Genomic DNA, 18,434 nt, shown 5'->3' with positions numbered 1-18,434 from the left:
CTCTGTTCATGGCTTCACTCATGATTTTGGAGACCCCATGAAAAACATCATCGGTATCTACACCAGCCCTCGTGGGCATTGGGTCGGCGACGGTTTTCCGGTTCGCACACTGTTTTCCTACGACAACCTGGGCAAGCACATCAGCCCGTTCCTGCTGCTGGATCACGCCGGCCCCGCGCAATTCACCCCGACTACCGAACGCCGGGGCGTGGGCCAGCACCCGCACCGTGGGTTCGAAACCGTGACCATCGTCTACGACGGTGAAGTGGAACATCGCGATTCCACCGGCAGCGGCGGCAAGATCGGGCCCGGCGATGTGCAATGGATGACCGCCGCCTCAGGGATTATTCATGAAGAGTTTCATTCCGAAGCCTTCGCCAGAAGCGGCGGCACCCTGGAAATGGTCCAGCTGTGGGTCAACCTGCCCGCCAAGGACAAGATGGCCGATGCCGGTTACCAGGGCATTGTGGATCGCGATATCCCGCGCATTGCCCTGCAAGACAACGCCGGCAGTCTGCGTCTGATCGCCGGTGAGTTCGACGGCCAGCGGGGGCCGGCGCGCACTTTCACGCCGATCGATGTCTGGGATCTGCGCCTCAATGCCGGCAAATTGCTCAGCCTGGATCTGCATGCAGGACGCAACACGGCGCTGGTGGTTCTGCGCGGTTCGGTTGAGATCAATGGGGTGGAGTCGGCGCGTCCGGGTCAGTTGGCGCTGTTCGAGCGCGACGGCGAACGACTGACACTGGAGGCCAGCGAAGATGCGGTGGTGTTGCTGCTCAGCGGCGAACCGATCGACGAGCCCATCGTCGGCCATGGTCCGTTCGTGATGAACACCGAGCAGGAAATCCACCAGGCCTTCGCGGACTACCAGTCGGGGCGTTTTGGCCGGATGCACGGTTAATCCCAACGCAGGTCCACTGTAGGAGCGAGCCTGCTCGCGATAGCGGTCTGACATTCAACATCGTTGTTGTCTGACACACAGCTATCGCGAGCAGGCTCACTCCCACAGGGTTTTTTCGTTGGCCAAACGATCGTGTGATTCCAGCCAAATCAATTGCTCCTACACTGTGGGCCAATGTGTGAGATCTTTTGTCCATCGTCCCGTGCCGGAGTTGCTTGATGCTGTCGTTGCTCGCCGAACATCCGCTGGTCTGTGCCCTGATCCTGCTCGTGATCGACCTGGTGTTGTGGCGCTTTGTCGGGGCCAGCCATCACAACTGGAAAATCCTGGTACGGCTGGTGATTTTCTCGCTGTACAGCCTGCTGCTGTTCAACGAAGGCCTCAGCCCCATGGAGCCCGCCCCCTGGGTCGATAACGTGCCATTGAACCTGGCGGCCACCGGCTTGCAAATCGGCTGGTGGCTGTTCGCTGCACGGACCCTGACCGTGCTGATCGGCGCGGTGATGATGCAGCGGGTAGGGCACACCGGGCGCCTGTTGCAGGATTTGCTCGGCGCGGTGATTTTCCTGGTCGCGGTGATCGCGTCCATGGCCTACGTGCTCAACCTGCCGGTCAAGGGCGTGCTGGCCACGTCCGGCGCCCTGGCGATCATCGTCGGCCTGGCGCTGCAGAGCACCCTCAGCGACGTGTTTTCCGGGATCGTCCTCAACACCACCAAGCCCTATCAACTGGATGACTGGATCGCCATCGACGGCACCGAAGGCCGGGTCATCGACATCGATTGGCGGGCCACGCGGCTGCAGACGTCCCAGGGCAGCATGATCGTGATTCCCAACTCCCTGGCCGCCAAGGCCAAGATCACCAACTTCAGTCGGCCCAGCGACATGTTCGGCCTGTCGGTCTGTTTGCAGGTCAGCCCCCATGTACGGCCGCAAACCGTGATCGATGCCCTGGAGCGGGCGATGCAGGGCTGCCGCACGATGTTGAGTTCGCCCGGGCCGAAAGTGGCGCTCAAAAGCTCCAGCGCCGCCGGTGCGGAATATGAAATCAGCGGTTTTGTCGCCGCGATGAGCGAAAAGCGCTCAGTGCGCAACCAACTGTACGATCTGGCCTATCGGCACTTGCAGGCCGCCGGGGTCAACCTGTTGTCGAACGTGGAGCCCAATCCGCAAAACGACATCTCACGGCCACGGGCACTGCTGGAAAGTTCGCCGATCTTCTCGACCTTGCGCCAGGAAGAGAAGGAAACCTTCAGCCAGAACATGAACCTGCAAAACTTCCGTGCCGGCGAGACGATCCTGGCGGCGGGGGAGGTCAGCCATCACTTGTTCATCATCGAGTCCGGCGTAGTCTCGGTGACGTTGAACCTGCACGGTTCGCTCATCGAAACCGGGCGCATGGGGCCGGGGGAAGTGATCGGCGAAGCAGGGATCCTGACCGACAGTTCCTCCAAGGCGGAATTTAGCGCCAAGACCTTTTGCACGCTGTATCGCATCGAAGAGGGTTATCTCAAACCTTGCCTGGATGCCCGTCAGGACATCAACGACGCGATGAAAACCCTGCTGGATTTCCGCTTGCACAAGGTGCAGGCGCTGACCGAGGAAGTGCCGGTGGTGGTGCGCAAGACAGGGTTTTTCCAGTGGTTGCTCAAGCGGGCGGGGTGAGGGCTTTATTGGATGGCCGCTGCGCGGATCGCGGGCAAGCCTTGCTCCTACAGGTTTCCGGTGTGCCCTGTATTTTGTGCAGGACACAAATCCCTGTGGGAGCGGGCTTGCCCGCGATGACGGCATAAGCAGCGCTGCAAAACGTGAAGTTCAAACCCTCGGTTCCACCGACAACCAGTAACGGGTCATCCGGCTGATGTTCAACGGCAAGGTATCGCCGAGCAGGCGCAGGCTGGCGTCGGTATCACGCAGGGAAAACGCGCCCGAGACCCGCAGCGCCGCCACATCCGGATGGCAGCGCAGCACGCCGGGGCGGTAGCGGCTCAACTCGCCGAGCAACTGGTCCAGGCGCATGTTGTTGGCCAGCAGCATGCCTTTGTCCCAGGCCACGGCAGCGCTGTCGAAGGATTCCACGATGTCCAGGCGGTTGCGGCTGAAGCTCTGGCGCTGGCCGGCGCTCAGGGTTGAACTCTGTTGCAGCAACTGCGGGGTGATCACTGCTTGCCCTTCGAGGACGGACACATGGCTGCGATCGCCCTCGGTCCGCACGCAAAGCCGGGTGTCCAGCAAGCGGGCGGTGCCCTGGGGCGTTTCGACGATAAAGGGGCGTGCGCCCAGGTCTGTCGCGGTACGGATCAGCACCTCGCCGTCGAGCAACAGCACGCGCCGCTCACTGGCGTTGAAGGCAATGTTCACCGCGCTGTCGGTGTTGAGCAGCAACTGGCTGCCATCGGGCAATTGCAGGCTTTGCTGCTCGCCCACGGCAGTGCGCTGATCGGCGCTCCACTGCTCCCACGGCAGGTGCTGCGAAGCGAAGCCCAGGGGACCGGCCAGCAAAAGCAGGCCTACGCGGGTCAGGGTTTGCCGACGGGTGAGGCCATCCTTGCGCGCAGCCCGTTGCAAGGTCTGGATCGCCAGGTTCGCCGGCACACTGCGAAATTCACCGAGCAACACTTCGGCCCGTTGCCAGGCCTGGGCGTGTTCACGGCTGCGATTGCGCCACTGGGCGATGGCCTGGTGGTCGGCGGCGGTGGCGGTGCCGGAATGCAACTGCACCAGCCAGTCGGCGGCTTCACCGAGAATCTCGGGGTTGATCATCGACGAATTCATCAGGCGACGCTCTTCATCAGGCAACGCTCAAACAGGCAATGAACGCCGCGCGCATGTGGCGCTTGATGGTGATCAGCGAGACATTCAGGCGGGTGGCGATCTGCGCGTAGGTCAGGCCTTCGATCTGCGAGAGCAGGAACGTATCGCGGGTCGCCGCCGGCAGTTCGCGCAGCAACGCCTCGATGCGCCACAGGGTTTCGAGGATCAGCAGGCGGGTTTCCGGCGACGGCACTTCGGCCATTGGTAGATGGGCGATGGTTTCCAGGTAGGCCCGCTCGATGTCCTGGCGGCGCCAGCGATCGATCACCAGCCCCTTGGCAATGTGCGTCAGCAGCGCCCGCGGTTCGCTGCCCAGCGGCTTGGCCACCTGGCGCGTCAACAGGCGCAGGAACGTATCGTGGGCCAGGTCGGCGGCATCGCAGCGGTTGCCCAGTTTGCGGTGCAACCATCCCTGCAGCCACCCGTGGTGTTCGCTATAGAGGTTATGGACTTGCTGGTTCAGAGGCTGGTTGGCGGACGACATGGCGGGCAGATACTCGACTCACTCGACTCGTGCATCCTGCGTGAGTGTAATTAAGAATTGATCGCATTCTAGTGGCCATCAGTGATTGCTGGCAATTCTCATTTCGCACTTTTTTCACAATGTTTTGCAGTGGCCTACTCGTCTTCGCGAAGATTGGATATTTGTGTAAATCGCCGCCGGGGCTAACGTAGAAACACACCAACCACTTGCCCTGGAGCTGCCAAATGCAACCGCGCATCGACTTCTACACCGCTTCCCCTGACGCCCTCAAAGCCATGATTGCCCTGGAAACCGCCGTCTCCAAGCTGCCGCTGGAAAAGCCCCTGATCGAACTGGTCAAGCTGCGTGCCTCGCAAATCAACGGCTGCGCCTTCTGCATCGACATGCACACCGCCGACGCCCTCAAGGCCGGCGAAACCACCCGCCGCCTGTTCGCCGTGACCGCCTGGCGCGAAGCGCCGTTCTTCACCGACCGTGAACGCGCCGCATTGCTGTGGACCGAAACCCTGACCCAACTGAGCCTGACCCACGCCCCGGATGAAGACTACGCAGCAGTCGCCGCACAGTTCTCGCCAAAGGAAATGGTCGACCTGACCGTGGCGATCAGCACCATCAACAGTTGGAACCGTTTGGCTGTTGGCTTCCGCAAAACCCCGCAGGCCTGATAGCCCCCATTAACTGTAGGAGCGAGCCTGCTCGCGATAGCGGTTTCTCAGTCAACTCTTTGTCGACTGGACGGACGCCATCGCGAGCAGGCTCGCTCCTACAGGGGCGGGTGAAGTTTCAGATTTGCTATCAGTGAGCATCCGCACTCGGCGCCGCCGGTGGTTGCACCTTGCGCATCAAGGGCACCATCGCCGTGGCGATGATGAAGCAGACCATGATCATCAGGAACGCATCGCCGTAGGTCTGGGTCTGCGCTTCGCGGAAGGTCAGCTGCCACAGCTGATGCAGGCTGGCGGTGACACCGACGTCGCCGCTCTGGCCGAGGGCGGCGAAGTTGTTGCCGACCTGGGCCAGCCACTGGTTCATCGCCTCGTTGGTGCTGTTGAGGTTTTCCGCCAGGCGGGTGAAGTGCAGGTTGGTGCGGTCATTGAGGATGGTCGCGCAGGCCGCGATGCCGATGGCGCCGCCCAGGTTTCTCATCAAGTTGAATAACCCTGAAGCGTGTTTCAGCCGTGCCGGTGCCAGCCCACCGAGCGTCAGGGTCACCGCTGGCGGTACCGCCAATTGCTGCGCAATCCCGCGAAAGGCTTGCGGCAACATCAATTCCCTGGCGCCCCAGTCGTGGGTGATCGGGCTGAAATCCCACATCGACAGGGCGAACAGCCCAAGGCCGGTCATCATGATCCAGCGCAGGTCGATGCGGTTGGCCAGAAAGGCGTACAGCGGAATCGCCATGAGCTGGAACACGCCCGTGGAGAAAACCGCCAGGCCAATGTCCAGTGCGCCATAACCACGCACCCGGCCGAGAAACAGCGGCGTCAGGTAGATGGTGGCGAACAGGCCGATCCCGGTGACGAACGAGAAGAAACAGCCGAGGGCGAAGTTGCGGTCTTTCAGGGCGCGCAGATCGACGATCGGGTTGGCCACGTGCAGGCTGCGGCCGATGAAGGCCAGGCCCGCCAGGCCACTGATCCACGCGGTGGTCAGGATCGTGCTGTCACTGAACCAGTTCCAGCGCGGGCCTTCTTCCAGGGTGTATTCCAGGCAACCGAGGAACAGCGCCAGAAACACCATGCTTATATAGTCGGCGCCCTTGAGCAGCGACAGTTCCGGCTGGTCGATCTTCACCAGCATCGGCACTGCCACGGCGACGAAAATGCCCGGCACCAGGTTGATGTAGAACAGCCAGTGCCAGGACGAAATATCGGTGATCCAGCCACCAATGACCGGCCCCAGCGTTGGTGCCAGCGAGGCCACCGCGCCGATGGTGGCGGCGGCGATGACCCGTTGTTTGCCGCTGAAGAACACGAAGGCCGTGGTGAACACCATCGGGATCATCGAGCCGCCGAGAAACCCTTGCAGAGCGCGAAAGGCAATCATGCTCTGGATGTTCCAGGCCAGGCCGCACAGCAGGCTGGTCAGGGTGAAACCCACCGCCGATGCGCAAAACAGCCAGCGCGTAGAGAACACCCGGGACAGCCAGCCGGACAGCGGGATCACGATGATTTCGGCGATCAGGTAGCTGGTTTGCACCCAGGCGGTTTCGTCGGTGCCGGCGGACAGCCCGCCGCCAATGTCCCGCAGCGAAGCCGAGACGATCTGGATGTCCAGCAGCGCAATGAACATGCCGATACACATGGTGGCGAAGGCGAAGACTTTGGTCGCCGTGGCCATGTCGGCGGCATTGAACGGTTGCGCCGGGACGGCGAGGGCGCGGCTCATGGTGCGCTGGCCACGGCAGGCGCGTCCGGCGCTTCACGGGTGTCCACTTCAGCAGTGACCGACAGGCCCGGACGCAGGTGACCGAGCACGCTGTCGGCCGGGTCCAGGTGAATGCGCACCGGTACCCGCTGCACGATCTTGGTGAAGTTGCCGGTGGCGTTCTCCGGTGGCAGTACGCTGAACTGCGCGCCGCTGGCCGGCGCCAGGCTGTCGAGATGGCCGTGGAAGGCCTGGCCCGAAAGCACGTCGGCATGAATCACCACGCGTTGCCCCGGCACCATGCGCGCCAGTTGGTCTTCCTTGAAGTTGGCATCGACCCACAAGCCGCTGGTGGGTACCACCGAGAGCATTTGCGAACCGGCCTGGGCGTAGGCGCCGACCCGCGCGCGGCGATTGCCGATCACGCCATCGACCGGCGCGCGCAGTTCGGTGTAGCCGACGTTCAGTTGCGCCAGATCGCGTTCGGCTTTGGCTTGAATCAACGCGGCGCGAGCCTGTTGTTTCTGGGTGGCAATCACGTTCAGTTGGCGTTGCGCCGCCACCAGTTCTGCCTGGGCGCGGGCGCTTAATGCTGAAGCTGTCTTGAAGGTGGCGTTGGCCCTTTGCGCGCTTTCCACCGAGACCGCATTGGTGCTGACCAGCTTTTTGTAGCGCGCATCGTCATCCCGGGAGCGGGCGGTTTCGGCACCGGCGGCATCGATGCCGGCGCGGGCCTGGCCGATGACGGCCTGTTGCAGTTGTTCGGTGGCGTCGAGGTTGGCCAGCAGGGCTTCCTGCGCCGCCACCGCGCCTTCGGCCTTGGCCAGGGTGGCGCGGTAATCCCGGGAATCGAGGCGGATCAGCACATCGCCGGCCTTGACCTTCTGGTTGTCGGTCACCAGCACTTCGTCGATGTAGCCGGCGACCTTGGGTCCAATCACCGTCACGTCGCCACCGATGTAGGCATCGTCGGTTTCCTCGATGAAGCGGGCAATGGTCCACCAATGGGCGCCATACACACCGGCCAGCACCAGGGCAGCGATGCCGACGGTGGGCAAAAGCAGGCGTTTGAGCAGGGGAGGCTTGGGGGTGGTCACGGGGACCGCCAGGTCGGGCTCAACGGAGGGCATGCTGGTCATGGGGATTTCCTGTAGGAAACGGCATTTAATTACGTACGTAATATGACGCATGTCATATTTAGTGGCAATTTATTTTTGCTGCCGGTCGTCAGGTGGTATCGCAGGGGAATGAGAGGGGGTGATCGCTGAAGAACACCTGTAGGAGCGAGCCTGCTCGCGATAGCGGTTTATCAGTCAGTACTTTATTGACTGGAAGGACGCCATCGCGAGCAGGCTCGCTCCTACAGGGGATTGGTGGTGTCAGTTATTGGGCGGCCAATCGCGCACTGGCCATCGCCAAACCATCCTTGCCATCGCGGCTACTCACCCCGGAAAGCCAGGCTTCCAGCACCGCAGGGTTGGCTTTCAACCACGCCTTCGCCGCCGCCCGTGGTTTCTGATTCTGGTTCAACACCGCATCCATCAACTGGTTCTCCATCGCCAGGCTGAACTCCATGTTCTGCAGCAGCTTGCCGACGTTGCTGCATTCGCTGAGGTAGCCCTTGCGCACGTTGGTGTAGACCGTGGCCTGGCCATAGTTGGGGCCGAAGTATTCGTCGCCGCCGCTGAGGTACTTCATTTTGTTGCGGGTGTTCATCGGGTGCGGTTCCCAGGCCAGGAACACCATCCATTCGTTCTTGCGCGTGGTGCGCTTGAGTTGCGAGAGCATGGCCGCTTCGCTGGATTCGACGATCTTGAAGTCCTTCAGGCCGAAGGCGTCCTTGTCGATCATGGTCTGGATCAGCCGGTTGCCGTCGTTGCCCGGTTCAATGCCGTAGAGCTGGCCGTTGAGTTTGTCCTTGAATTTGGCGATGTCGGCGAAGTCATGCAGCCCGGCGTCGTACACGTACTGGGGCACCGCCAGGGTGTATTTGGCGCCTTGCAGGTTGGCGCGCACGGTTTCCACGGTGCCGGCGTCGCGGTACGGCTTGATGTCGTTTTCGGTGGTGGGCATCCAGTTGCCGAGGAACACGTCCAGTTCCTTGCCGGACGACAGGGCGCGGTAGGTCACCGGGATCGACAGCAACGTGGTCTTGGTTTTGTAGCCCAACGATTCCAGCACTTCGCTGGCCACGGCGGTGGTGACGGTGATGTCGGTCCAGCCGACATCGGAGAACCTCACCGTGGCGCAGGACTCCGGTTCGGCGGCGTGGGTGAGCAACGGGATACTGAGGGATGCAAGCAAGAGCAAGGCTTTCATGGATCGACTCCTCAAGGTAAACGTCGGCAGCGGTTTGGGGTGATCTTTTTGTTTTAGGTGCAGCAAAACCTTTTCATGACGGCTAGACACCAAACCAGTTCAACGCCGCAGGTTCGGTATTGAGGTAGATGTGCTTGAGTTCGGTGAACTCATCCAGCCCCGCCCGGGACAGCTCGCGGCCGATCCCGCTGGACTTGTAGCCACCCCAGGGCGCCTGCGGAAAGGCGGCGTTGTAGTCGTTGATCCACAGGGTGCCGACCCGCAGGCGCCGGGCCATGCGGTGGGCCTTGCCGATGTCCCGGGTCCACACCCCGGCTGCCAGGCCGAACGGTGTGTCGTTGGCCAGGCGCAGTGACTGGGCTTCGTCGCGAAAACGCTCGACGGTGATCACCGGGCCGAAGATTTCTTCCCGGGCGATACGCATGTCGGCGGTGACGTTGCCGAGCAGGGTGGGCGACAGCCAGAAACCGCGGTCGAACTGCGCCGGGATCGTCCCGCCGGCCAGCAAGGTCGCGCCCTGTTCGACGGCGCCGGCAATCATCGTCAGGATCTGGTCGCGATGACCGGCGCTGATCAGCGGACCCATTTGAGTCGACTGGTCGAGGCCATTGCCCAGGCGAATCTTCGCGATCCGCTGCTGCAAGGCCTCGACGAAGCGGTCATGAATGCTGTCTTCAAGCAACAGCCGCGAGCCGGCCGAGCAGATTTGCCCGGCGTTGAAAAACACCGCGTTCAGCGCCTGGTCCAGCGCCACCTCGAAATCGGCATCGGCAAACACGATGTTCGGATTCTTGCCGCCCAGTTCCAGGGCCACGCGCTTGAAGTTGCCGCTGGCCGCGCGCATCACCTTGCCGCCGGCCACGGCGCCACCGGTCAGCGACACCAGATCCACCTCATGGCTGGCGGCAAGCACTTCACCCACATCCCCATCGCCACACAACAGGTTGAACACGCCGTCGGGCACACCGGCTTGCGCCAGCAGGGCGGTCAGGCGATGGGCCGTCATCGGGGTCAGGCTGCTGGGCTTGAACACCACGGTATTGCCGGCGGCCAGAGCCGGGGCGATTTTCCACACCGCTTGCAGCAGCGGGTAGTTCCAGGGGGCGATCAGGGCGCACACGCCCACCGGTTCACGCTGGTTGAAGCTGATCACATGGGCCGGCGCATGGCTGTTGACGCTGGCGCTTTCGCTTTCCAGCAGAGCGGCGTAGTAGCGGAAGGTCGCGACCACGTTGCCGATATCACCGAGGCTCTCGCCCAGGGTCTTGCCGGCGTTCAGGGTTTCCAGGCGCGCCAGGTGTTCGGCGTCCTGTTCGATCAGGCTGGCGATTTTCTGCAGCAGTTGCGCGCGTTCGGTCACCGCCATTGTCGGCCAGGGGCCGTCGTCGAAGGCCTGTCGTGCGGCGCTGATTGCTCGTTGTGCGTCGCTGGCATCGGCGACGGCCACCTGCGCCAATACTTCCTCGGTGGCGGGGTTGATCACATCGCGGTACTGCGGCACCTGTGGCGCTTGCCAATTCCCCGCGATGAACAAACGAATCTGCAGCATGGGCGTCTCCAGCCAAGTGGGTCGTGGTCGTCACTATGGCGGTGCCCATCGCAAGGCTCTTGATGAAACGCGGCATAAGCGCGCCGCTTTCTCACGATCAAAAGGCTGCGCAATAACGGCAGGCGGTGTCGTTTCCCGTCAAGCAGGCGCAGGCCGCCTCTCTACACTGCCAGGCATCCGATCAACCTCTGTGGAGTACGGGATGAGCCAATCCGTTGAGCAACTGAGAATCCGCCTGGCCTGCGCGTTTCGCTGGGCCGCGCGGTTGAACCTGCATGAGTCCATCGCCAATCACTTCAGCGTGGCGGTGTCGGGAGACGGCCGGGAGTTCTTGATCAACCCCTACGGCAAGCACTTCTCGCGGATCCGGGCCAGCGACTTGCTGCTGGTCAACGCCGATGATCCCGCCAGCCTCGACCGCCCGGACGCGCCTGACATCACCGCCTGGGCCCTGCACAGCGCCTTGCACCGTAACCAGCCCCATGCCCGGTGCATCCTGCACACCCATTCGAAATATGCGACGGCGTTGGCTTGCCTCGCGGATTCGCGGCTACCACCGATCGAGCAGAACTGCATGCGTTTTTTCGAACGGGTGATGATCGATGAAGGGTTCGACGGCATGGGCCTTGGGGACGAGGCCGAACGAGTCAGCCGTCTGCTGGGGGACAAGCCGATCCTGTTGATGGGCAATCACGGCGTGCTGGTGGCGGCGCCGAGCATCGCCCAGGCATTCGACGATCTGTATTACTTCGAGCGGGCTTGCGAAACCTACATCACCGCACTGTCCACCGGTCGCGAACTGCGGATTACCAGCGACGCCATCGCGCGCAAGACCTGCCGGCAATGGCTCGACTATCAGGGCTTTGCCGACAAGCATTTCAATGCGCTGATGGGCATTCTCGATGAGGAAGAGCCAGATTATCGAGACTGAACCACCACATCCCTGTAGGCGCAGGCTTCGCCAGCTCCTACAGGGCCGGCCGTTGTACCTTGCGCAGCGGCTGGCGCATCACCGGAGCGGTCCAGACCTGGCTGCGGTCTTCGCTGGGCGGGCAGCCGAAACGGGCGCGGTAGGTGCGGGAGAAATGTTCCAGCGAGCCGAAACCGGAACAGGCCGCCACCTGCGCCACGGTCATGCGGGTCTGTTGCAGCAGGCTGTGGGCCCGGGCCAGCCGCAGGGTCAGGTAATACTTGAGCGGCGACAGGCCGGTCTGATGCTTGAACTGACGCTCCAGTTGCCGGCGTGACAGCCCGACTTGCCCTGCAATCGCCTCGCAATCCAGCGGTTCCTCCAGCGCCTGCTCCATCAACTGCACCGCCCGGCGAATCTTGTTGCCGTATAGCCCGGTGTTGGTCAGGTCGCCGTCGAGCTGGCTGTCCGCCGGAGCCCGCACCTGGCCCATCAACAGATGCATGCCGATTTCCCGGGCCAGTTCGCTGTCGATGCTCTGGCCGATCCAGCCCAGCAGCATGTCCAGAGTGGTGGTGGCGCCGGCGCAGGTCAGGCGCTGGCGTTCCAGGGTGTAGAGCTGCGGCTTGGCGTGGACCCGTGGATAACTTTCCTGAAAGCCTTGCAGGTTGTCCCAGTGCACGGCGGCTTCGTAGCCATCGAGCACGCCGGCGGCCGCCAGCAGTTCGGTGCCGGTTTCCACGCCCATCAACACCGCGCCAAACAGTGCCTGTTTACGCAGCCAGCTCTTGAGCGCCACGTTCCGGCTGTGTTTGTGCACATCGAAACTGGCGATCACCAGACAGGCATCGAAACCCTGGTCGGCCTTCAAACCGTCATTGGCGACGGTGGTCAGACCGTTGCTGGCCTGCACCGGTTCGCCGTCCAGGGACAACAGCGACCACTGGAACAGCTGGCGCTGGGTCAGCCAGTTGGCAATGGCCAACGGCTCCAGCACCGCGGCCAGACCGAAGTTGGAGAACGACGGCAACAGCAAGACCGCCACGCGCAACGGCGCGACATCGTCGCGCCGCCAGGTGAAACGGGCGTTTGCATCATCGAACGACTGATTACTCATATGTGATCTCTATCGTTGCCGTGTCTGCCATTGCGGGTGAGTCCATACCGCTGCCTGACTGCGTGGCAGGGGCGACCTGCCGCGAATCATATCGCTGGCCTTTTCCGCGATCATCACCGTCGGGGCGTTGGTGTTGCCGCTGACAATCACCGGCATGATCGAGGCGTCCACCACCCGCAAACCGTCCAGGCCATGCACGCGCAATTGCGGGTCGACCACCGCTTCGGTGTCGCTCGCCGGGCCCATCTTGCACGTACCGCTGGCATGGTAGCCGGTTTCCGTGACCTGCCGGGCCCAGGCATCCAGCGCTTCGTCACTTTGCGCCTGCGGGCCGGGCACCAGTTCCTCGCCCTTGAACGCGGCCATGGCCGATTGTTCGATGATCTCGCGCACCAGCCGGGCACCGGCGCGCATGTCCGCTCGATCCTGCTCGGTTTTCAGGTAATTGAACAGGATGCGCGGCGGCTGCCGGGGGTCGGCGCTGTTGAGCGTGACGCTGCCCAGGCTGGTGGGGCGCATCAGATCGATGTGGATCTGGAACGCATGGTTGGGCACCAGATCGACACTGCCGGGTTTCACCGCCAGCGGCATGAAGGTCAATTGCAGGTCGGGATGTTCGACCCCGGCCCGGGAGCGGATGAACGCGCCGGCTTCGAAATGATTGCTCGCAGCCAACCCGTCGTGAGTGGCGAACCAGCGTGCGCCGATCCACCATTTGCCCGGCGCGGTGGTCCAGGGATACAGCGACACCGGTTTCTTGCACAGGTACTGCACCACGGTGTCGGGGTGGTCGTTGAGACGGCGGCCGACACCGGGCAGGTCTTGTTTGACCGTGATGCCCAGATCGCGCAGTTCAGAAGCCGGACCGATGCCCGACAGCAACAACAGTTGCGGCGAGTTGATCGCCCCGGCGGTCAGCAGCACTTCGCGTCGGGCGAAGGCCTGATGGGTTTTTCCGTTCTGCTCGTATTCGATGCCGATGGCGCGCTGGCCTTTGAACAGGATGCGCAAGGCCAGGGCATCGGTGCTCACCCGCACGTTGCCCCGGCCCAGCGCTTCGCTCAGATAACCGCGCGAGGTGCTCCAGCGCCGACCGTTGCGGGTGGTGCGATCGACCGGGCCGAAGGCTTCCTGGCGATAGCCATTGAGGTCGTCGCTCAAGCCATAACCGGCCTCGGCGCCGGCCTTCAGGAATGCCGCGCACAGCGGTGTCTGCACGTCGCCCGGGGTGACGTGCAAGTGCCCGGCCGCCCCCCGGTAATCGTCTTCGCCGCCGGCATGGGTCTGCGCCCGCTTGAAGTAAGGCAGCACGTCCAGATAGCTCCAGCCGGTGCAGCCCTGTTTGGCCCAGGCGTCGTAATCCCGGGCATGGCCACGGATGTAGACCATGCCGTTGATCGACGACGAACCGCCCAGGGTCCGGCCGCGCGGCGTGCCGATGCGGCGGCCGTCCAGGTACGGTTCCGGCTCGGAGCTGTAGCTCCAGTTGTAACGCGTGCCACCGACCACCAGCCCGACGGCGGACGGCATGTCGATGGTCCAGCTCTTGTCCGCAGGGCCGGCTTCGAGCAGCAGGATTTGCGTGGCCGGGTCTTCGCCGAGGCGATTGGCCAACACGCAGCCGGCCGACCCCGCGCCCACGATCAGGTAATCAAACTCATGGTTGGCCATGGTTCGTTTTGCTCCATAAATGAAGGGTCACATCACAAATCCCCTGTAGGAGCGAGCCTGCTCGCGATGGCGTCGATACATTCAACATCGATGTGCCTGACCCACCGCTATCGCGAGCAGGCTCGCTCCTACAGGGATTTTGGGTTGGTTCAGATCGCGGAATTCCCATGAATCCCGTTAAACACCAACCGATGGAAGTGATGCACCAGATGCTCGCTTTCATTGCTGCGCTGGGCATCGATCATGTAGCGGCCCTGGTCATAACCCAGTGAGCGCAAACCTTTCTGCACCGAGATGTTCAGGGCGATGTCTTCCGGCCCCAAATCCTCGTTCATCCACTTCATGCATTGCTCGCTGACCTTCGCGGTCTCGGCGTTGCTGGAGTAGTAACCAAAGCGCAGCAGCGAGCGTTCGGCGTCCAGCGGAATCATGATGAACGAGCCCAGAAATTCCGAGAACGGGAAGGTGTAGAAGGTGTTGTTCGGCCACATGCCGATGTTGAAGAAGCATTCGTCCGGGTTCAGGTCCTTGCGCAGCGGCACGCCGTAGGCTTCGGTCACCGTGAGATTGGCCGGGGCGATGTAGGTCCACCAGTTGTCGCGTTTGGTCAACTGATAGCCCTTGAAGTCGATGAGTCGGGCCAGGTCGATATGGCACGGCCCCGACAGCTTGAAGTGATAACCCTCGATGGAGTTGTCCATGATTACCTTCCAGTTGGCCGGCACGATCACGTCCTGCTCCTCGATCAGGCGCATGTTGGCCAGGTCCGGGAACACCCGGCGCATTTCCTCGTCGGCACCGGGGAACAAATCCCGCAGCGACGGGGCTTTCGGGTCGAGGTTGAAGTAGATGAAGCCGCCCATTTCCTCGGTGCGGATCTGCGGAATGTTGAACTGCTGCAACTCGAAGTTCTTCATCTTCTCGCAGCGGGGCGCGCTGCGCAGGCTGCCGTCCATTTCGTAGCACCAGGAGTGATAGGCGCAGCGCACCACGCCCCCGGTGGTGCCGCGACGCTCTTCGAGCAGGCGATTGCCGCGGTGCTGGCAAACGTTATGGAACGCATGAATCTGCCCCTGCCGATTCTTCGCCACCACCACGCTCTGGTCGAACAGATCCGTCACCACATACTGCCCCGGCTCGGCGAACTCGCTGACGTGCCCGGCCACATGCCAGGCGTGCATGAAAATATTGTCGCGCTCGGCCTTGAACAGGGTCTCGTCGTAGAAGTAACGCGAAGGCAGGGTGAAGGCTTCTTCCGGGTCCTGATGATCCCAGCCGTCGATCGAGCTGTGAGCCTTGAGGGTGTGGATATTTTGCATGGGAACGATCTCCTCGGTGCCTGGCGCCGCACGGTACGGCTTGCTGTTGTGGGTCCTAATCTAGGGGGCGAGGAAGTGGGGGGATTGATGGAAAGCGACCAGTTGCGTGATGAAAACATCAAGCGCAGATATGCCCGCGTTCCACCTGCAGGAGCTGCCGAAGGCTGCGATCTTTTGATCTTGATCCGGGTCAATATGACTTCATTTTTGTCAGAATGACTCGCTGTCAATTTGACTATTCTAGAAATAACTAATTGATATTTAAGAATTTATAGATTGGCACGCTTCATGAATTACCCAAGGCAATAAACCCGAAGCAGGAGAATCCCATGACCCGCTCCATTGCTCTTGGCTTCACATTCAGTTTCTTGCTTTCCCCGCTCTGCATGGCCGATCAAGTCATACGCGAAGTACCCGATACCACTGCCGGCAAAGGCTACGGTGCCCTGACCGGTTTGATGGTGGGTGCCGTTGGCGGTCCGGTGGGTGCGTTGGTGGGAGCCGGTGCCGGCTTCTTCGCCGGTGGCTCGGTACAGCAGGCGACGGGTCTGTCGCAGACCGCGTACGAAGTGAAGGATGCGCGGGGTGAAGTCAGTACGGTTCGTTCACCCAATGCCCATTTCGAGGCGGGTCAGCAGGTGACTCGCCAGGGTTCGCGATTGGTGCCGCAAGGCAGTTGAATCGCCGACAGCAGTAGCACGATTTTCCCTTTCACGGGCAGGCGAGCCGCACCTCGTTTGCCCGTTTTTTTATGGGGCGGATCAAGGTCGGAAGTCAGTCCAAATGTAGGAGCGAGCCTGCTCGCGATAGGGCCGGGTCAGTCAACATTTATGCTGAATGACCCACCGCATTCGCGAGCAGGCTCGCTCCTACAGGTTTATCTGTCTATCAAGCGCGTTCGAAAATCGCCGCAATCCCCTGACCACCACCAATGCACATGGTCACCAGCGCATAGCGCCCGCCGGTACGGTGCAGTTCGTGGATGGCCTTGGTGGCGATGATCGCGCCGGTCGCACCCACCGGGTGACCCAGGGCGATGCCGGAGCCGTTCGGGTTGACCTTGGCCGGGTCCAGATCCAGTTCCTGGCTGACGGCACAGGCTTGGGCGGCGAAGGCGATGTTGGCTTCGATCACGTCCATGTCTGCAACGGTCAGGCCTGCGCGCTTGAGGGCCAGGCGGGTGGCCGGGATCGGGCCCAGGCCCATCAGTTCCGGCTCGACGCCAGCATGGGCGTAGCTGACCAGGCGCGCCATCGGGCGCAGGTTGTTGGCCTGCACGGCGTTGCCGGTGGCCATGACCAGCGCGGCCGCGCCGTCGTTCAGGCCCGAGGCGTTGCCGGCGGTGACCGAACCGTCTTTCTTGAACGCCGGCTTCATGGCCGCCAGTTGCTCAAGGGAAGTAGCGCGCGGATGTTCATCGACGTTGAACAGCTTGGTGCCTTTGCGATCCTGGATTTCAACGGTGGCGATCTGATCAACGAAGTAGCCGTTGGCAATCGCGTGGGCGGCGCGTTTCTGGTCTTCCAGGGCCAGGGCGTCCTGCATTTCGCGGGTGATGCCGTTGCGCGCGGCGACGTTCTCGGCGGTGACGCCCATGTGGATGGTCTGGAACGGGTCATGCAGGATGCCCAGCATGTAGTCGATGGCCTGGATGTTGCCCATGCGCGCACCCCAGCGGGCGGCCGGCATCAGGTACGGGCCACGGCTCATGGACTCGGCACCGGCGCCGATGGCGATTTCGGCGTCGCCCAGCAGCAGGGTTTGCGCGGCGCTGACGATCGCTTGCAGGCCGGAACCGCACAGGCGGTTGACGTTATAGGCCGGGGTTTCCTTCGGGATGCCGGCGTTCATCGCGGCAACGCGGGAGAGGTAGGCATCGCGAGTTTCGGTAGGGATCACATTGCCCATCACCAAATGACCGACCAGCGCCGGGTCGACGGCGGCGCGCTCCAGGGCGGACTTGATCGCGGTGGTCGCCAGATCGACTGGCGGCACGTCCTTGAGCGAGCCACCGAAGGAACCGATGGCGGTACGGGCGGCGCTGACGACGAAGATTTCCGGGGTGTTCATGACGGGTTTCCTTTCGGGATTTACTTATCTGTACTGCGATTGAGCAGTGCGTTCAAGGCGGTTTTGGCTTCAGTGCTGTTGAGGCGCTGAATGAACAACTGGTTTTCTTCACGCAGGGTGGCTTGCAGTTCGGCCATGCCGGCCTGCTTCATCAATTGGCGCGATTCAAGCAAGGCTTGCCGGGGCATCGCCAACAAGCGTCGGGCGATTTTTTCCGCCGCAGCCAGGCATTGTTCGCCATCGTCGAAGGCCTCGTTGGCCAGGCCCCATGCCAGCGCTTCATCGCCACTGAAGCCTTCGCCCAGTAGCAGCAGACGTGCGGCACGGGCCTGACCGAGCAGGCGCGGGAAAAGCAGGCTGGCGCCGAACTCCGGGCACAGGCCAATGTTGACGAACGGCATGCGCAGCTTGGCGTTGCGCGTCACCAGCACCTGATCGCAATGCAGCAGCAGGGTGGTGCCGATGCCGATGGCCGCGCCGCACACAGCGGCAATCAGCGGCTTTGTCAGGTGGGTCACGGCGCGCATCAGGCGGAAGGCCGGGCTGTCCAGATGGGTCGGCGGCTCTTGCAGGAAGTCCACCAGATCGTTGCCACTGGTAAAACAGTTCGGGCCGCCGGTGAGGATGATGACCCCGATGTCCGGGTTTTCGTCAGCGGCGAACAGCAGGTCGGCCACGCGCGTGTACATCGCGTTGGTCAGGGCATTGAGCTTGTCCGGACGGTCGATGGTCAGCGTCAGTACGCCATCGCTCAGGTGTTGTTTGATCAGGTCGGTCATCGAAGGCGCCTGCAGGGTCGGTTTGGCGGCCACTTTAAGCGCCGGGCAAACCTCGCCGCTATGACAAAACGGGTCAACCGCCCTGATGCTTTTTGCCATGTCGCAGACCGACACACCCATTCGGGGTATGGC

General features: G+C 62.3%; 17 protein-coding genes. 6 read left to right on the top strand and 11 right to left on the bottom strand.

Going from position 1 to position 18,434, the window contains the following annotated elements; all coding sequences use genetic code 11:
* Positions 1-37: 37 nt before the first annotated feature.
* Together DKY63_RS10660 and DKY63_RS10655 are read left to right on the top strand one after the other, a co-directional pair.
* On the top strand, positions 38-904 hold the full coding sequence (locus tag DKY63_RS10660) for a pirin family protein (protein WP_110964056.1): 867 nt from the start codon (positions 38-40) through the stop codon (positions 902-904).
* 218 nt (positions 905-1,122) lie between these two features.
* The gene (locus DKY63_RS10655) at positions 1,123-2,568 is read left to right on the top strand and encodes a mechanosensitive ion channel family protein (RefSeq protein WP_110964055.1); all 1,446 of its coding nucleotides are present in this window, start codon (positions 1,123-1,125) and stop codon (positions 2,566-2,568) included.
* A gap of 150 nt (positions 2,569-2,718) precedes the next feature.
* On the opposite strand, the gene DKY63_RS10650 is transcribed toward DKY63_RS10655, so the two are convergent.
* Together DKY63_RS10650 and DKY63_RS10645 are read right to left on the bottom strand one after the other, a co-directional pair.
* Complete coding sequence (locus DKY63_RS10650) at positions 2,719-3,678, bottom strand: FecR domain-containing protein (RefSeq protein ID WP_110964054.1); 960 nt, start codon at positions 3,676-3,678, stop codon at positions 2,719-2,721.
* 16 nt (positions 3,679-3,694) lie between these two features.
* The gene (locus tag DKY63_RS10645) at positions 3,695-4,201 is read right to left on the bottom strand and encodes a sigma-70 family RNA polymerase sigma factor (protein ID WP_110964053.1); all 507 of its coding nucleotides are present in this window, start codon (positions 4,199-4,201) and stop codon (positions 3,695-3,697) included.
* Positions 4,202-4,425: 224 nt separating this feature from the next.
* On the opposite strand from DKY63_RS10645, the gene DKY63_RS10640 reads away from it, so the two are divergent.
* Entirely contained in the window at positions 4,426-4,866 is a 441-nt protein-coding gene (locus tag DKY63_RS10640) for a carboxymuconolactone decarboxylase family protein (RefSeq protein WP_110964052.1), read from the top strand.
* Between the two features lie 130 nt (positions 4,867-4,996).
* Here DKY63_RS10640 and DKY63_RS10635 read toward each other — a convergent pair whose 3' ends face one another.
* The 4 genes from DKY63_RS10635 to DKY63_RS10620 form a co-directional block, all read right to left on the bottom strand.
* Complete coding sequence (locus DKY63_RS10635; protein WP_110964051.1) at positions 4,997-6,589, bottom strand: DHA2 family efflux MFS transporter permease subunit; 1,593 nt, start codon at positions 6,587-6,589, stop codon at positions 4,997-4,999.
* Positions 6,586-7,707 carry an HlyD family secretion protein gene (locus tag DKY63_RS10630; RefSeq protein WP_110964050.1) on the bottom strand — a complete coding sequence of 374 codons (1,122 nt, stop codon included), beginning with the start codon at positions 7,705-7,707 and terminating at the stop codon, positions 6,586-6,588. The genes DKY63_RS10635 and DKY63_RS10630 overlap by 4 nt, the downstream gene beginning before the upstream one ends.
* 244 nt (positions 7,708-7,951) lie before the next feature.
* The gene (locus DKY63_RS10625; RefSeq protein ID WP_110964049.1) at positions 7,952-8,887 is read right to left on the bottom strand and encodes a choline ABC transporter substrate-binding protein; all 936 of its coding nucleotides are present in this window, start codon (positions 8,885-8,887) and stop codon (positions 7,952-7,954) included.
* Positions 8,888-8,969: 82 nt separating this feature from the next.
* Positions 8,970-10,436, bottom strand: a complete 1,467-nt coding sequence (locus tag DKY63_RS10620; protein ID WP_110964048.1) for an aldehyde dehydrogenase family protein — start codon at positions 10,434-10,436, stop codon at positions 8,970-8,972.
* Between the two features lie 202 nt (positions 10,437-10,638).
* Here DKY63_RS10620 and DKY63_RS10615 point away from each other — a divergent pair, with 202 nt between their 5' ends.
* The gene (locus tag DKY63_RS10615) at positions 10,639-11,367 is read left to right on the top strand and encodes a class II aldolase and adducin N-terminal domain-containing protein (RefSeq protein WP_110964047.1); all 729 of its coding nucleotides are present in this window, start codon (positions 10,639-10,641) and stop codon (positions 11,365-11,367) included.
* Between the two features lie 37 nt (positions 11,368-11,404).
* Here DKY63_RS10615 and DKY63_RS10610 read toward each other — a convergent pair whose 3' ends face one another.
* The 3 genes from DKY63_RS10610 to DKY63_RS10600 all read right to left on the bottom strand — a co-directional run bounded on the left by DKY63_RS10610 (position 11,405) and on the right by DKY63_RS10600 (position 15,453).
* Complete coding sequence (locus DKY63_RS10610) at positions 11,405-12,463, bottom strand: GlxA family transcriptional regulator (protein ID WP_110964046.1); 1,059 nt, start codon at positions 12,461-12,463, stop codon at positions 11,405-11,407.
* Between the two features lie 9 nt (positions 12,464-12,472).
* Positions 12,473-14,134, bottom strand: a complete 1,662-nt coding sequence (locus tag DKY63_RS10605) for a choline dehydrogenase (protein WP_110964045.1) — start codon at positions 14,132-14,134, stop codon at positions 12,473-12,475.
* 149 nt (positions 14,135-14,283) lie between these two features.
* A complete protein-coding gene (locus DKY63_RS10600) occupies positions 14,284-15,453 on the bottom strand; it encodes an aromatic ring-hydroxylating oxygenase subunit alpha (protein WP_110964044.1) in 1,170 nt (389 codons plus the stop codon).
* A gap of 87 nt (positions 15,454-15,540) precedes the next feature.
* Between DKY63_RS10600 and DKY63_RS32880 the strand changes: the two genes are divergently transcribed.
* Positions 15,541-15,672 carry a hypothetical protein gene (locus DKY63_RS32880; protein WP_275428112.1) on the top strand — a complete coding sequence of 44 codons (132 nt, stop codon included), beginning with the start codon at positions 15,541-15,543 and terminating at the stop codon, positions 15,670-15,672.
* A 110-nt stretch (positions 15,673-15,782) separates the two neighbouring features.
* Complete coding sequence (locus tag DKY63_RS10595; protein ID WP_110964043.1) at positions 15,783-16,133, top strand: hypothetical protein; 351 nt, start codon at positions 15,783-15,785, stop codon at positions 16,131-16,133.
* Between the two features lie 208 nt (positions 16,134-16,341).
* Here the strand turns inward: DKY63_RS10595 and DKY63_RS10585 are convergent, their stop codons facing one another.
* Complete coding sequence (locus DKY63_RS10585) at positions 16,342-17,523, bottom strand: acetyl-CoA C-acyltransferase family protein (protein WP_110964041.1); 1,182 nt, start codon at positions 17,521-17,523, stop codon at positions 16,342-16,344.
* A 20-nt stretch (positions 17,524-17,543) separates the two neighbouring features.
* On the bottom strand, positions 17,544-18,302 hold the full coding sequence (locus DKY63_RS10580) for an enoyl-CoA hydratase (protein ID WP_110967900.1): 759 nt from the start codon (positions 18,300-18,302) through the stop codon (positions 17,544-17,546).
* Positions 18,303-18,434 lie beyond the last annotated feature (132 nt).

Origin of the sequence: Pseudomonas putida (assembly GCF_003228315.1) — a bacterium.
Taxonomy (GTDB): Bacteria; Pseudomonadota; Gammaproteobacteria; order Pseudomonadales; family Pseudomonadaceae; genus Aquipseudomonas; species Aquipseudomonas putida_S.
Note: the sequence above shows the minus strand (reverse complement) of the source record. Positions and strands in the feature narration are given on the sequence as shown.